We start from the raw sequence: 14,226 nt of genomic DNA on the forward strand, positions 1-14,226 counted from the left end.
GGTTGGGGCCCCGGCGCCGTCAAAGTGCCCCGCGATGGCCTGCCGGCACGGCGTCCTGGCGATTCACAAAAAAAGGCCCCTCGGATGAGGGGCCTTTTTCGTGTCTGGAGGGGACGACGGGAATCGAACCCGCGTAATCAGTTTGGAAGACTGAGGCTTTACCATTAAGCTACGTCCCCGAAGAAGCTGCATCTGCAACATTAGCAGGCCTGCGACTTCGGGCTGGCTGTTCAAGCCGGATACAACTAAACCTAATCCATGGCCTACGTGTCAAATGTGCAAACTCGGCGCGTATGACCGTAGACTTGCCTGTGCACTTACGGGGTGTAGCTCAGCTTGGCTAGAGCGCCTGCTTTGGGAGCAGGAAGTCGCAGGTTCAAATCCTGTCACCCCGACTCTGCGGCCCGGACCTGTTGGCCTGGACAAAACATTGCGTTTGCAGAAACCCATCCCACAAACCCAGGAGTACTTAGACCGTGAAGAGCGCTGTCGAGAACCTCACCCCCACGCGGGTCAAGCTCAATGTTGAGGTCCCCTTTGAGGAATTGAAGCCCAGCATCGACTCGGCCTACAAGACCGTTGCTTCGCAGATCCAGGTCCCTGGTTTCCGTAAGGGCAAGGTACCGGCAAAGCTCATCGACCAGCGCGTTGGCCGCGGCTACGTTCTGGAGACTGCCATCAACGAGGGCCTCAACGGCTGGTACCAGGCTGCCGTGCAGGAATCCGGCATCCGCCCCCTGAGCCGTCCCGAGGTTGAGATCACCGAGGTTCCGGACCCGTCGGCTACCGACGGCGGCCTGAAGTTCGCTGCCGAGGTCGATGTCCGTCCCGAGATCGAACTCCCGGACTACGCCGGCATCAAGGTTGAGGTTGCAGCCGCCGAGTCGTCCGAAGAAGACGTGGACAAGGCCCTTGACGAACTGCGCGGCCGCTTCGGCACGCTCAAGTCGGTCGAGCGCCCCGCTGCCGACGGCGACTTCCTCACCATCGACATCACGGCCACCATCGACGGCGAAGAGGTGGATTCCGCCGCGGGCCTGTCCTACCAGGTTGGTGCCGGCACCATGCTCGACGGGCTCGATGAAGCCGTCACCGGCCTCAGCGCCGATGAAGACGCCATCTTCAACACCACTCTGGTGGGCGGCGACCACGCCGGCGAAGAGGCCCAGGTCAAGGTTGTTGTGAAGGCCGTCAAGGAGCGCGAGCTCCCCGAGGCCAACGACGACTTCGCCCAGCTGGCTTCCGAGTTCGACACCCTGGCCGAACTCCGTGAAGACCTCGCCAAGCAGGCCGCCGACTCCAAGGTAGTGGAGCAGGGCGTTGAGGCCCGCGACAAGGTCCTGGACAAGCTCGTTGAGCTCGTTGAGGTTCCCGTCCCGGACTCCGTGGTCGAGGAGCAGCTCGAGGCCCACTTCAAGGAGGGCAACGGACACGGTGAAGGCGAGCACGACACCGAGGAGCACCGCGAAGAGGTCCGCGCCAACACGGCCCGTGCCTTCCAGAACGAAATCATCCTCGACGCCATTGCCGAGAAGGAAGAAGTCAACGTCAGCCAGAACGAGCTGATCGACTACATCGTCACGACGGCCAGCCAGTACGGCATGGACCCGAACCAGTTCGCCCAGATCATCGACCAGAGCGGCCAGGTGCCCATGATGGTCTCCGAGGTCCGCCGCCGCAAGGCGCTGGCCGTTGTCCTTGGCCAGGCCGAGGTCACCGACACCGAGGGCAAGGCCGTTGACCTCAGCGACTTCGTACGCCCCGGCGGTGAAGAGGAAGCTCCCGTAGCCGAGGCTGTGGAAGCTGAAACCGCGGAGGCCGCCGCTGACGAAGACAAGGCAGAGGCCAAGGCCTAGGCTTCAGGACGCGCCGCCAAAGGGCTCCCGGATCACCTGATCCGGGGGCCCTTTGCGTTAATATCCGGCCACTGCCCGCCCGGCCCGGCCGATCGTGCGCCGTCAGCGAACAGCCGCGGGTGTGCGAACAAAACGCCGGTGAAACCGGTTAGTGTCCAAGTAGTGATTTTCAGTGATGTCACCGTCACCAGCGAGAGGTTAGTACACATGTCACAGCACCCAGAGTCCCCCCGGATGGCGACTGTCGATCCTGCAGCCCAGGACAACTACATCTACAACCGGCTCCTCAAGGAGCGGATCATCTGGCTCGGCTCAGAGGTGCGTGACGACAACGCCAATGCCATCTGCTCGCAGCTGCTGCTCCTGTCCGCTGAGAACCCGGACAAGGACATCTACCTTTACATCAACTCCCCGGGCGGCTCCGTGACAGCCGGCATGGCCATCTACGACACCATGCAGTTCATCCCGAACGACGTCGTGACGGTTGCTACCGGCCTGGCCGCATCCATGGGGCAGTTCCTGCTCTCGTCCGGCACCAAGGGCAAGCGCTACGCCACCCCGAACGCCCGCGTCCTGATGCACCAGCCCTCGGGCGGCATCGGCGGCACCGCCTCGGACATCAAGATCCAGGCGGAACTCATCCTGCACATGAAGAAGGTCATGGCCGAGCTGACCGCAGAGCAGACCGGGCAGACCGTAGAAACCATCCTCAAGGACAACGACCGTGACAAGTGGTTCACGGCGACCGAAGCGCTCGAGTACGGCTTCTTCGACAAGATCGCCGCCCACGCCGGTTCGGTGTCCGGTGGCGGCGGAACCGCGAATGCCTCCTCCGGCGAGTCGTCATCCGAGAAGTAACCCGGCATTTAGAACACTTAGATCAGGAGCACCAAAAATGAACTACAACTTCGGATCGACTGCCGGTAACCTTCCGACCAGCCGCTACGTCCTGCCCCAGTTCGAAGAGCGCACGCCATACGGCTTCAAGCGCCAGGACCCCTACACCAAGCTCTTCGAGGACCGCATCATCTTCCTCGGTGTCCAGGTGGATGACGCGTCCGCCGATGACGTCATGGCCCAGCTTCTGGTCCTTGAGTCCACGGATCCGGACCGGGATATCACCCTTTACATCAACTCCCCGGGCGGTTCCTTCACCGCCATGACGGCCATCTACGACACCATGCAGTACATCCGCCCGGAGATCCAGACGGTCTGCCTTGGCCAGGCCGCAAGCGCCGCGGCGGTCCTGCTGGCGGCCGGTACTCCCGGCAAGCGCCTTGCCCTGCCCAACGCCCGCGTCCTGATCCACCAGCCGGCGCTGTCCGGCGGCCAGGGCGGCCAGGCATCAGACCTCGAAATCCAGGCCGCTGAGGTCATGCGGATGCGTTCCTGGCTGGAGGACACGCTTGCCCACCACTCGGGCCGGACGTCGGAGCAGGTCAACAACGACATCGAGCGCGACAAGATCCTCACGGCTGCGGAAGCCCAGTCCTACGGCCTGATCGACCAGGTCCTGGACTCGCGCAAGATCAAACCGCAAGCAATCACACGGTAAAGTAATGGGCCGGTGGAGCCAATCATTTGGCCCCACCGGCCTTTTCCTTCCACCCTGGGAAGCGAATGTGACCTAGAGTGGATGTTGTCACAACCGGTTCATGCAGGCTGGTGGAGATTCCAGCAACGGTGCAAGGCTGCCTGGCAGCAAGATACTAAGGGGTTCACATATGGCTCGGATTGGCGAGAGCACGGATCTGCTGAAGTGCTCTTTCTGCGGAAAGAGCCAGAAGCAGGTGCGCAAGCTCATTGCCGGGCCCGGTGTCTACATCTGCGATGAATGCATTGAGCTTTGCAACGAGATCATCGAAGAGGAACTGGCGGAAGTTGCCGATCTGGGGAGCTTCGAACTCCCCAAGCCCCGCGAGATCTTCGATTTCCTGCAGGAATATGTCATCGGGCAGGAACCCGCGAAGCGTTCGCTCGCCGTCGCCGTCTACAACCACTACAAGCGCATCCAGGCCGGCCATGCCCCCAAGTCCGGAAGCCTCGCTGACGGCGGGCACCATGACGACGTCGAAATCGCCAAGTCGAACATCCTCCTGATCGGGCCCACAGGATGTGGCAAGACGTACCTGGCACAGACCCTGGCACGCCGGCTGAACGTCCCCTTCGCCGTTGCCGATGCCACTGCACTGACCGAAGCCGGCTACGTGGGCGAGGACGTGGAGAACATCCTCCTCAAGCTCATCCAGGCCGCTGACTACGACGTCAAAAAGGCCGAGCAGGGCATCATCTACATCGATGAGATCGACAAGATTTCACGCAAGAGCGAAAACCCCTCCATCACCCGGGACGTCTCGGGCGAGGGCGTCCAGCAGGCGCTGCTGAAGATCCTGGAGGGAACCGTTGCTTCCGTTCCTCCCCAGGGCGGCAGGAAGCACCCGCACCAGGAATTCATCCAGATTGACACCACCAACGTGCTGTTCATCGTGGCCGGCGCCTTCGCGGGTCTCGAGGAAATCATCGGATCCCGGTCCGGGCGGAAGGGCATCGGCTTCGGAGCGCCCCTCAACGAGGCCAGCAAGAAGGTGGACTCCTACGGAGAGGTGATGCCGGAGGACCTGCTGAAGTTCGGCCTCATTCCCGAATTCATCGGGCGGCTGCCCGTGATCACCACCGTATCCAACCTGGACCGCGATGCTTTGATCCAGATCCTTTCCACACCCAAGAACGCCCTGGTGAAGCAGTACCAGAAGATGTTCCAGATCGACGGCGTGGAACTGGTGTTTGACGACACCGCCCTTGACGCCATCGCCGAGCAGGCACTGGAGCGCGGAACGGGCGCCCGCGGGCTGCGCGCGATCATGGAGGAAGTACTGCTGCCCGTGATGTTCGATCTCCCCAGCCGCGAGGACGTGGCCAGCGTGGTCATCACGGAGGACGTCGTCCTGAAGGGCGCAGAACCAACCATCGTTCCGCACGTCACCAAACGCCGTAAGTCGGCCTGATTCCCCGCCGGGCGACTCCGGCACAGCTCATGGGCCTGTCACCGCCCCGCCCGCAATAGACCTGACCACACCGTGGCTATGCTGCGCCACGGAGACCAGCGAAGGAATATCCCATGACTGAAGCCGTAAAGAACAGAGCCGATTTTTGGTTCGATCCGCTGTGCCCCTTCGCCTGGATCACCTCCCGCTGGATCGGCGAAGTCGAAGGCGTCCGCGACATCGAAACGGTCTGGCACGTCATGAGCCTGGCCGTCCTCAACGAGGGGCGCGACCTTGAACCTGCCTACCGCGAATCCATGGACAACGCCTGGGGGATGGTCCGCGTGATCATTGCAGCCCAGCAACAGCATGGTGATGCAGCAGTCAAGGCGCTCTACGACGCCATGGGCTCCCTGATTCACGAATCCGGCGAGCAGGACCGTGACCTGGTCATCACCAAAGCGCTTGCGGACTGCGGGCTTCCCGCCACGCTTGCCGCGGCCGCCTCCACGGACGCCTTCGATGACCAGCTCCGGGCAAGCCACCAGGAGGGTATCTCGCTGGTGGGCCAGGACGTCGGGACTCCCGTGGTGGCCTTCAACGGCACCGCTTTCTTTGGTCCCGTGCTCACCCGGATTCCCCGGGGCGAGGAGGCCGGCAAGCTGTGGGACGCCACCACCGCGATTGCTGCATACCCGCACTTCTTCGAGCTCAAGCGCAGCCGGACCGAGCGGCCCGAATTCAGCTAGGCCCGGACTCAGCTGGCAGTGATACCGGCCGGCCCTATCGGCTTCAGGAGCCCCGGCAGAACTACCCTGTTGTAGTTCTGCCGGGGCTCTTGCGCTTGCCGGTAGGCAGGACAACAATGGTTCTTACCCACTTCGAAAGAAGCGGGACGCAGGAACCAAAGATTCAGTGATATGTCATCCGACGCAGCCATCGGCAAAGTCAGATGCAAGCTACCAGTGACGTGGTAGGAAGACCTGAAGATCAGCGGATCCTGCCAGACCATCAAGACGTCACCGGATGGCCGAAAAGTCGAAGCCCCACCAACGGCAAAACGCTGATGGGGCTTCCCCTTTGCCCTGAAACAGGGCCGGCCTGAAACGAGGCCCGAAGTGTGGCTACGCCTTCGCCGGCTCTTCCGTCGCAGCAAGTGCCACGTCGCTGACGCTCAGCTCGCCCTCACCGACCACAAGGATGATCTCGCGGGCGTTGGAGGCTGCCTTCAGGTCGGCCAGGCCGGCCTGCAGCTGCGCGGTCAAGGCTTCCGGCGCCGTGATGGTCGCGGTCAGAACCTCGGTGCGCTGCTTGACCTTCGCTTCGGACTTGGCTTTCCGGACACCGCTGAGGGCCACCCCGACCGTTGCGAGCATGGAGGTGTCGCCGCCCGGGACATCCAGCGGCGCGGGCCACTGGGCGCGGTGGACGGAGCCCTTGCGCCACCAGCTCCACACCTCTTCGGTGGCGAAGGGCAGGAAGGGCGCAAAGAGCCGCAGCAGGGTGTCCAGGGTGGTGGCCAGGGCTGCCAGCACGGAAGCCTGTTCGGCCTCACCGGCGGCACCGTACGCCCGGTCCTTGATCAGCTCCACGTAGTCGTCGGTGAACTGCCAGAAGAAGCTTTCCGTGATCTGCAGCGCCCGGGCGTAGTCGTAGTTCTCGAAGGCCTTGGTGGACTGGGCCACCACCTCCGAAAGCTGCGCCAGGACAGCCCGGTCCAACGGGTTGGTCAGGACGGAAAGGTCGGTGGACAGCACGGAGTCTTCCGTGGCGCCCAGGTTCAGGACGAACTTGGACGCGTTCAGGAGCTTGATGGCCAGGCGCCGGCCGATCTTCATCTGCGCAATCTCATAGGCCGTATCGGCCCCGAGCTTTGCCGAAGCTGCCCAGTAGCGCACAGCATCGGAGCCGTACTCCTCCAGGACGTCGGTGGGTACCACCACGTTGCCCTTGGACTTTGACATCTTCTTGCGGTCGGGGTCCAGGATCCAGCCGGAGATGGCCGCGTGCTTCCACGGTGCGCTGTTCTCCAGGGCGTCCGCGCGCACCACGGAGGAGAAGAGCCAGGTCCGGATGATGTCGTGCCCCTGGGGCCGGACATCAAAGGGGAACACCTTGGCAAAGAGGTCCTCGTCGCGCTTCCAGCCGCCCACGATCTTGGGCGTCAGGGAGGACGTTGCCCACGTGTCCAGGATGTCGGCGTCGCCCGTGAAGCCTCCGGGAACGTCGCGCTGGGATTCGTCGAAGCCGGGAGCGGCGTCGGCGGCCGGGTCCACGGGCAGCTGCGCGTCGGACGGGACAATGGGGGAGTCGTAGTCCGGGTTGCCGTCGGCATCCAGCGGGTACCAGACCGGGATGGGCACGCCGAAGAAGCGCTGGCGGGACACCAGCCAGTCGCCGTTCAGGCCGGCAATCCAGTTCTCGTACCGTGAGCGCATGAAGGCCGGGTGGAAGTCGATCTCATGCCCGCGTGCGATCAGGCGTTCGCGGCGGTCCTCGTCCCGGCCGCCGTTGCCGATGTACCACTGGCGGGAGGTGACTACTTCAAGGGGCTTGTCACCCTTTTCGTAGAAGTTCACGGGGTGCATGATCTTCTTGGGCTCGCCGTCGAGCAGTTCCGCGGCGGTGAGGAGCTTCACCACCTCTTCCTTGGCGCTGAAGACGGTCTTGCCCGCAATCGCGGCGAAGGCTTCGCGGCCGATGTCGGTGGTGATCCATTCGGGAGCCTCGCTGACAATGCGTCCGTCGCGGCCCACGATGGCCCGGGTGGGCAGCTGCAGTTCGCGCCACCAGGTGACGTCGGTCAGGTCACCGAACGTGCACACCATGGCGATGCCGGAACCCTTGTCCGCCTTGGCGAGAGGATGCGCCTTGACTTCCACCTCCACGCCGAACAGGGGGGACGTGACCTTCTTGCCGAACAGCGGCTGGTAGCGTTCGTCGTCGGGATTCGCCACCAGGGCGGCGCAGGCCGCCAGCAGTTCCGGGCGGGTGGTCTCGATGTAGATCTTCTCCCCGTCCTCGGTGAAGAACGGGTAGCGGTAGTAGGCGCCGGGCATCTCGCGGTCCTCGAGTTCCGCCTGAGCCACGGCGGTCCGGAACGTGACGTCCCAGAGCGTGGGCGCCTCTGCCATGTACGCGTCGCCTGCGGACAGGTTGGCCAGGAAGGCGCGCTGCGAGACCGCCCGCGAGTTGTCATCGATGGTGCGGTAGGTGAGTTCCCAGTCCACCGACAGGCCAAGCGTCTGGAAAAGGTTTTCGAAGACCTTCTCGTCCTCTACCGCGAGCTCTTCGCACAGCTCGATGAAGTTCCGGCGGGAGACGACGTCGAAGTCCCGCTGGTTCTTCGCGGGCTGCGCCGGCGGCTGGTAGTCGGGGTTGTACGGGATGGAGGGGTCGCAGCGGACGCCATAGAAGTTCTGCACCCGCCGTTCGGTGGGCAGGCCGTTGTCGTCCCAGCCCATGGGATAAAAGACGTTCTTGCCGGTCATCCGCTGGTAGCGTGCCAGCACGTCGGTCTGCGTGTAGGAGAACATGTGCCCCACGTGGAGTGATCCGGACGCGGTGGGAGGGGGAGTGTCGATGGAGTAGACCCGGTCCCGGGTGGTCTCGCGGTCGAACTTGTAGGTCCCCTCCGCCAGCCACCGCTGCGTGAGGGCAGCTTCGAGGCCTTCGAGGGCCGGCTTGTCCGGAACGTTGATAGGGGCGGTGGTGGGCGTGTCTGTACCCTGAGTGTCTTCAGCCATTTGCCAATTGTTTCATGTCCGGGCATGTCCGCCTGCCCGCAGGTGGCCCCTGCCGCACCGATCGTGCGGGCGGGCCGGGCAACGGCACCAAGGCGGCCACCCGGCTAGGGTGGTGCCATGACTGATGTTTCGCAGAAAAAGGCAGCTTTGGTGACCGGCGCGAGCAGCGGGATCGGTGAGGCCACAGTCCGCGCCCTTACGGCGGAAGGCTGGAAGGTGTTCGCCGTGGCGCGCCGCGCGGACCGCCTGGCCGAACTGGAAAAGGAAACCGGCGCCGTCGCGCTCCCCGCCGACATTTCCGAGGACGACGACGTGTCCCGGCTGGTCTCGCAGGTGACCGGTGCGGGGGGAATAGACACGCTGGTCAACATCGCCGGCGGCGCCAGGGGCGCGGACGCCATCAGCTCTGCCAGCACCGGGGACTGGGAATGGATGTACCGGGTGAACGTGCTGGGCACCATGAAACTCATCAAGGCGTTCCTGCCGATGCTGCGGGCCAACGGCGAGGGGACGGTCCTGAACCTGACCTCCACCGCGGGGCTGGCCGCGTACGAGGGCGGTGGCGGCTACAACGCGGCAAAGTTCGCCCAGCGGGCCCTGACGGAGGCACTGCGGCTGGAGGAAGCCGAGCACAACGTCCGCGTGATCGAGGTGGCGCCCGGGCTGGTCCAGACCGAGGAGTTCGCCCTGAACCGGCTCGGTGACCGGCAGGCAGCGGACAAGGTCTACCAGGGGGTAGAGAAGCCGCTGACGGCCGGTGACGTGGCTGATGTTGTCCGCTACGCCGTCACCGCTCCGCACCACGTAAACCTGGACCAGATCGTCATCCGGCCGGTGGCGCAGGCCTCAAACTACAAGCTCATCCGCAAGGGCTAGCACCTACGGCAGCACCAGGCGCGCCGCCACCGCGGCATGGTCCGTTCCCGGGAGCGTCACCACATCAAAGTCCAGCACCGCAATCCCCGGGCTTACCAGGACATGGTCGATGGCCACGAAGGCCGGTGCCGGGGAATTCACCGGCCAGGTGGGGGCCAGGCCCTTCCCGGTCACCTCCGCGGCATCGGAAAGCCCCGTTGCCAGGAGGTCACGAAACTCATCGTGGTCCGCGCTCGCGTTGAAATCGCCGAGCAGGATGGCATACCGGCTGTCCGGCAGCGCCTGCCACAGTTCGCCGAGCTGCCGCAGCTCGGCCCGCCACGATGCTATGTGGCCCCGGCGCGGGGAATCGACGTGGACGGCGGTCAGGTGCACGGGCCCGGCAGCGGTGGGAAGGCTGGCCACGGCGCGGCTCTGGTGGAACGCCGAACCGGGCACACGATCCACCTGCTGGAGGGGGAACCGCGAGAAAAGGGCGCTTCCAATCTTGTCCCAGCCCACATCCGTGGCCCGGAACGGCAGCAGGGATGACAGCGCCGCTCTATCGAGCGCCTTCAGGCCTGCGGGCGCAAGCTCCGGCAGGGCCAAAACGTCCACGTTGCGGCTCCTGATCTCCGCCAGCAGGGCCCCGGGGTCCACTCCGGTGTACCCCACGTTCAGCGCCATCACTGTCAGCACCGGCCCCCGGGCCTGATCCGCGGACGGGGCAGGGGACTGGACGTTTGCCGGCTGTATGTTTCCGGACGCCACCGGGCCCGGGGTGCCGGGAGGCAGAACGCGGTCCAGTACCCAGGCAAGTTGGATGACGAGCAGCATGGCCACGAGGGCGGCGGACACAGCCCTGCGGGGTTCGGTACGGAGGCAAAGGGCGACGACGGCGGCCGCGAGTGCCGCCGTCGTCGTTGACAGCACTGCCGGAAACAGGGCCAGAAGCTGGATCCAGGGGGTGCCGAGATCCCAGGGAACCAAGCGCAGGAACACCAGCGCAGCACCCGGCAGGGCCAGGACGGCGGCTGCTACGGACCAGCGGGACACACGCCGGCGCGACCCACCGCCCCGCCCTCCGCCCCCGTGCTCCTGCATAGGTTCAATTATTGGTGGCCCGGCCCCGGAAATAGTAGACTCAAAAAGGCTATGACCCGGCAATCACCGGCGAGCTTCCGGAAGAACACGCGAACCGCCTTGGTCGAGCCAGTAGAGGCGAACCAATAGGTGGGTACGCGCAAGTAGAACCGGACGGGTAAGCCCGTTACAGCAGTAATGAGTGGCCGTCGCGGCACATGTTCCCCCGGGGACGCGTGCAACGCCGGTAAGTGAGGTGGTACCGCGGTGAGCGTGGAGTCCGGACGGACACCACACCAGCCGTCCTCGCATCCTGAACGGAACAGAAGGCGCAAGCCGGCAGTTCGCCAAGCTCAACCCAGGATGTCGACATGTCGTATTACCCCAAGGCCTCAGCCTCCGCCGACCCTTCCTCCAGCGGCGGTGCCACCGTTTCCGCCTCCGTGAAGTTTCCGGAGATCGAAGAACGCATCCTGAAGTACTGGGACCAGGACGGCACGTTCCAGGCCAGTATCGACCAGCGGAGCGCCGATGCGCCGGGCGGTGAGCCCGGCAGCAACGAGTTCGTGTTCTACGACGGCCCGCCCTTCGCCAATGGGCTGCCCCACTACGGGCACCTGCTGACCGGTTATGCCAAGGACCTGGTGGGCCGGTACCAGACCCAGCGCGGGAAGCGCGTGGAGCGCCGTTTCGGGTGGGACACCCATGGCCTGCCTGCCGAGCTCGAAGCCATGAAGCAGCTGGGGATGACGGACAAGACCCAGATCGAAGCCATGGGCATCGACAAGTTCAACGACGCCTGCCGTGCCTCGGTGATGAAGTACGCCGACGAGTGGCGGAACTACGTGACCCGCCAGGCGCGGTGGGTGGACTTCGACAACGACTACAAGACCCTCAACGTGGAGTACATGGAGTCCGTCCTCTGGGCGTTCAAGCAGCTGCACGAGAAAGGGCTGACCTACAACGGCTACCGGGTCCTGCCGTACTGCTGGAAGGACGAGACGCCGCTGTCCAACCATGAGCTGCGCATGGACGACGACGTGTACAAGAACCGCCAGGACCAGACGGTCACGGTGACCTTCCCCATCACGGCAGGGGAGTCGGACCTGTCCCGGCAGCTCGCCGGTGTCCAGGCCCTCGCCTGGACCACGACGCCCTGGACGCTGCCCACCAACGCCGCGCTCGCCGTCGGCCCTTCCATCACCTACGCCGTGCTGCCGGCAGGCCCCAACGGCATCAAGGCCGCCGCCGCGGATGCGCCCGTCACGGGCAGCTTCCTGCTGGCCGCGGACCTGGTGGGCAATTACGCCAAGGACCTGGGGTACGACGATTTCGAGGCCGCCCAGGCCGCGGTGGTTTCCACGCACACCGGCGCCGAGCTGGAAGGCCTGGCGTACCAGCCGCTGTGGAGCGATTTCGCGGACAACGAAAAGTACGGCATGGAGAACGCCTGGCGCTTCCTGGTTGCCGATTACGTCACCACCACCGACGGCACGGGCATCGTGCACCAGGCTCCGGCCTACGGTGAGGACGACCAGAAAGTCTGCGAGGAAGCCGGCATCCCGGTGGTCCTCTCCGTGGACGAGGGCGCCAAATTCCTCCCGCTCTTCAAGCACGGGGACCTGCACGACATCGTGGGCCTGCAGGTCTTCGAGGCCAACAAGCCCATCACCCAGGTGCTGCGCGCCCAGGGCCGGCTGGTCAAGCAGGCCAGCTACGAGCACAGCTACCCGCACTGCTGGCGCTGCCGCAACCCGCTGATCTACCGCGCCGTGTCCTCCTGGTACGTGGAGGTCACCAAGTTCAAGGACCGGATGTCCGAGCTGAACCAGGAGATCAACTGGATCCCCGGCAACGTCAAGGACGGCCAGTTCGGCAAGTGGCTTGAAAACGCCCGCGACTGGTCCATCAGCCGCAACAGGTACTGGGGCAGCCCCATCCCGGTGTGGCAGTCCAGCGACCCCGAATACCCCCGCACCGACGTCTACGGCTCCCTCGCGGAGATCGAGGCGGACTTCGGGCGCCTGCCGCTGAACAAGGACGGCCAGGTTGACCTGCACCGGCCGTTCATCGACGAGCTGACCCGGCCCAACCCGGACGACCCCCGCACGCCCGAAGAGGGCCAGTCCGTCATGCGGCGCGTGGAGGACGTGCTGGACGTCTGGTTCGATTCCGGCTCCATGCCCTACGGCCAGGTGCACTACCCGTTCCAGAACGAAGCCTGGTTCGACACCCACAATCCGGCAGACTTCATCGTGGAGTACATCGGCCAGACCCGCGGCTGGTTCTACATGCTCCACATCCTCTCCACGGCACTGTTCGACCGGCCGGCTTTCCGCAACGTCATCAGCCACGGCATTGTGCTGGGTTCCGACGGGCAGAAGATGTCCAAGAGCCTGCGCAACTACCCGGACGTCTCCGAGGTGCTGGACCGCGACGGCTCGGATGCCATGCGGTGGTTCCTGATGTCCAGCCCCATCCTCCGCGGCGGCAACCTGGTGGTCACCGAGCAGGGAATCCGCGACGGCGTCCGGCAGGTCATCCTGCCGCTGTGGAATGTGTACAGCTTCTTCACGCTCTACACGAACGCTGCTGATGGCGGCAACGGGTATGACGCGAAGCTCCGCTACGACGGCTACGCCGACACGCTGGACCAGTACCTGCTGGCCAACACCGGCGAGCTGGTGGGCACCATGACCGAACGGCTGGACGAGTACGACATCTCGGGTGCCTGCGATGCTTTGCGCAGCTACCTGGACATGCTCACCAACTGGTACGTCCGCAGGAGCCGCCAGCGCTTCTTCGACGAGGACCAGGACGCCTTCGATGCGCTGTACACCGCGCTGGAGACGGTTTCCCGCGCGGCGGCGTCCCTGCTGCCGCTGGTGTCCGAGGAAATCTGGCGCGGGCTGACCGGCGGACGCTCCGTGCACCTGGCAGACTGGCCGGACGCTGCACTGTTCCCCGCGAACCCTGACCTGGTCCAGGCCATGGACAAGGTCCAGCAGATCTGCTCCACGGGCTCCTCGCTCCGCAAGGCCGCAAACCTCCGCGTCCGCCTGCCGCTGCAGGAACTCACTGTGGTGGCACCCGGTGCCGATGCGCTGGAAGGCTTTGCCGCCGTCGTCGCAGATGAGCTGAACCTCCGCTCCGTCCGGCTGCTGGATGCTGCCACGGCCTCGCCGGAAGAGTTTGGGATCCAGCAGAAGCTGGTAGTCAACGCCCGCGCTGCGGGCCCGCGCCTGGGCAAGAACGTCCAGCAGGCCATCAAGGGCTCCAAGTCCGGTGACTGGTCCGTTTCCGAGGCAGGCGTGGTCACCGCCGGCGGCCTGGAACTGGAGCCGCAGGAGTACACGCTGGAAACCGTGGTGGCTGAGTCCGAGGGCGGTGCCGCGTCCGCCAAAGCTGTCGCAGTACTGCCCGGCGGCGGGTTCGTGGTCCTCAACACCGAGGTCACTCCTGAGCTCGAGGCGGAAGGCCTGGCCCGCGACATGGTCCGCGCCATCCAGCAGGCGCGCAAGGACGCCGGACTCAATGTCAGCGACCGGATCCGGACCACCGTCACCGCGCAGCAGAACGTCGTCGACGCCCTGCTCGCCAATGCCGCCCTGGTGAAGGGCGAGACCCTGTCCGTGGAACTCACGGCAGAACCCGGGGACGCCGCAGAGCCGGCCGTCGCCGTCGAAAAAGTAGGGGCCTGAG

Annotated in this window: 9 protein-coding genes and 2 tRNA genes; 8 read left to right on the forward strand and 3 right to left on the reverse strand. The window is 64.9% G+C overall.

The features are described 5' to 3' along the window. Nucleotides 1-105 precede the first annotated feature (105 nt). A tRNA-Gly gene (locus tag WHH00_RS07705) sits at nucleotides 106-179 on the reverse strand. Nucleotides 180-320: 141 nt separating this feature from the next. On the opposite strand from WHH00_RS07705, the gene WHH00_RS07710 reads away from it, so the two are divergent. The 6 genes from WHH00_RS07710 (at nucleotide 321) to WHH00_RS07735 (ending at nucleotide 5,589) form a co-directional block, all read left to right on the forward strand. Further along, nucleotides 321-395: transfer RNA gene (locus WHH00_RS07710), tRNA-Pro, on the forward strand. 81 nt (nucleotides 396-476) lie between these two features. Then, nucleotides 477-1,856, forward strand: coding sequence for a trigger factor (gene tig, locus WHH00_RS07715; RefSeq protein WP_406637824.1), 1,380 nt, complete (start codon nucleotides 477-479; stop codon nucleotides 1,854-1,856). A gap of 234 nt (nucleotides 1,857-2,090) precedes the next feature. Further along, nucleotides 2,091-2,714, forward strand: a complete 624-nt coding sequence (locus tag WHH00_RS07720; protein ID WP_406638528.1) for an ATP-dependent Clp protease proteolytic subunit — start codon at nucleotides 2,091-2,093, stop codon at nucleotides 2,712-2,714. Between the two features lie 37 nt (nucleotides 2,715-2,751). After that, nucleotides 2,752-3,411 (forward strand): ATP-dependent Clp protease proteolytic subunit, encoded by a 660-nt coding sequence (locus WHH00_RS07725; RefSeq protein ID WP_231455973.1) that lies wholly within the window; start codon nucleotides 2,752-2,754, stop codon nucleotides 3,409-3,411. A 169-nt stretch (nucleotides 3,412-3,580) separates the two neighbouring features. Continuing rightward, nucleotides 3,581-4,861 carry an ATP-dependent Clp protease ATP-binding subunit ClpX gene (clpX, locus tag WHH00_RS07730; RefSeq protein ID WP_188729320.1) on the forward strand — a complete coding sequence of 427 codons (1,281 nt, stop codon included), beginning with the start codon at nucleotides 3,581-3,583 and terminating at the stop codon, nucleotides 4,859-4,861. Between the two features lie 113 nt (nucleotides 4,862-4,974). Next, complete coding sequence (locus WHH00_RS07735) at nucleotides 4,975-5,589, forward strand: DsbA family protein (RefSeq protein ID WP_406637827.1); 615 nt, start codon at nucleotides 4,975-4,977, stop codon at nucleotides 5,587-5,589. A gap of 375 nt (nucleotides 5,590-5,964) precedes the next feature. Here WHH00_RS07735 and valS read toward each other — a convergent pair whose 3' ends face one another. Continuing rightward, nucleotides 5,965-8,586 carry a valine--tRNA ligase gene (gene valS / locus WHH00_RS07740; RefSeq protein ID WP_406637829.1) on the reverse strand — a complete coding sequence of 874 codons (2,622 nt, stop codon included), beginning with the start codon at nucleotides 8,584-8,586 and terminating at the stop codon, nucleotides 5,965-5,967. 117 nt (nucleotides 8,587-8,703) lie between these two features. On the opposite strand from valS, the gene WHH00_RS07745 reads away from it, so the two are divergent. Beyond that, nucleotides 8,704-9,462 (forward strand): SDR family oxidoreductase, encoded by a 759-nt coding sequence (locus tag WHH00_RS07745; RefSeq protein WP_406637831.1) that lies wholly within the window; start codon nucleotides 8,704-8,706, stop codon nucleotides 9,460-9,462. Nucleotides 9,463-9,465: 3 nt separating this feature from the next. Here the strand turns inward: WHH00_RS07745 and WHH00_RS07750 are convergent, their stop codons facing one another. Beyond that, nucleotides 9,466-10,545, reverse strand: a complete 1,080-nt coding sequence (locus tag WHH00_RS07750; protein ID WP_406637833.1) for an endonuclease/exonuclease/phosphatase family protein — start codon at nucleotides 10,543-10,545, stop codon at nucleotides 9,466-9,468. A 350-nt stretch (nucleotides 10,546-10,895) separates the two neighbouring features. On the opposite strand from WHH00_RS07750, the gene ileS reads away from it, so the two are divergent. Further along, nucleotides 10,896-14,225, forward strand: a complete 3,330-nt coding sequence (ileS, locus tag WHH00_RS07755; RefSeq protein WP_406637835.1) for an isoleucine--tRNA ligase — start codon at nucleotides 10,896-10,898, stop codon at nucleotides 14,223-14,225. Nucleotide 14,226 lies beyond the last annotated feature (1 nt).

The sequence above is a fragment of the Pseudarthrobacter quantipunctorum genome, assembly GCF_045291495.1.
Lineage (GTDB): Bacteria > Actinomycetota > Actinomycetes > Actinomycetales > Micrococcaceae > Arthrobacter > Arthrobacter quantipunctorum.

Coding starts and splice junctions, on each gene's coding strand:
- WHH00_RS07735 (WP_406637827.1), top strand. CDS start 4,975: ATGACTGAAGCCGTAAAGAACAGAGCCGATTTTTGGTTCGATCCGCTG.
- WHH00_RS07750 (WP_406637833.1), bottom strand. CDS start 10,545: ATGCAGGAGCACGGGGGCGGAGGGCGGGGCGGTGGGTCGCGCCGGCGT.
- ileS (WP_406637835.1), top strand. CDS start 10,896: ATGTCGTATTACCCCAAGGCCTCAGCCTCCGCCGACCCTTCCTCCAGC.
- valS (WP_406637829.1), bottom strand. CDS start 8,586: ATGGCTGAAGACACTCAGGGTACAGACACGCCCACCACCGCCCCTATC.
- WHH00_RS07720 (WP_406638528.1), top strand. CDS start 2,091: ATGGCGACTGTCGATCCTGCAGCCCAGGACAACTACATCTACAACCGG.
- clpX (WP_188729320.1), top strand. CDS start 3,581: ATGGCTCGGATTGGCGAGAGCACGGATCTGCTGAAGTGCTCTTTCTGC.
- WHH00_RS07725 (WP_231455973.1), top strand. CDS start 2,752: ATGAACTACAACTTCGGATCGACTGCCGGTAACCTTCCGACCAGCCGC.
- WHH00_RS07745 (WP_406637831.1), top strand. CDS start 8,704: ATGACTGATGTTTCGCAGAAAAAGGCAGCTTTGGTGACCGGCGCGAGC.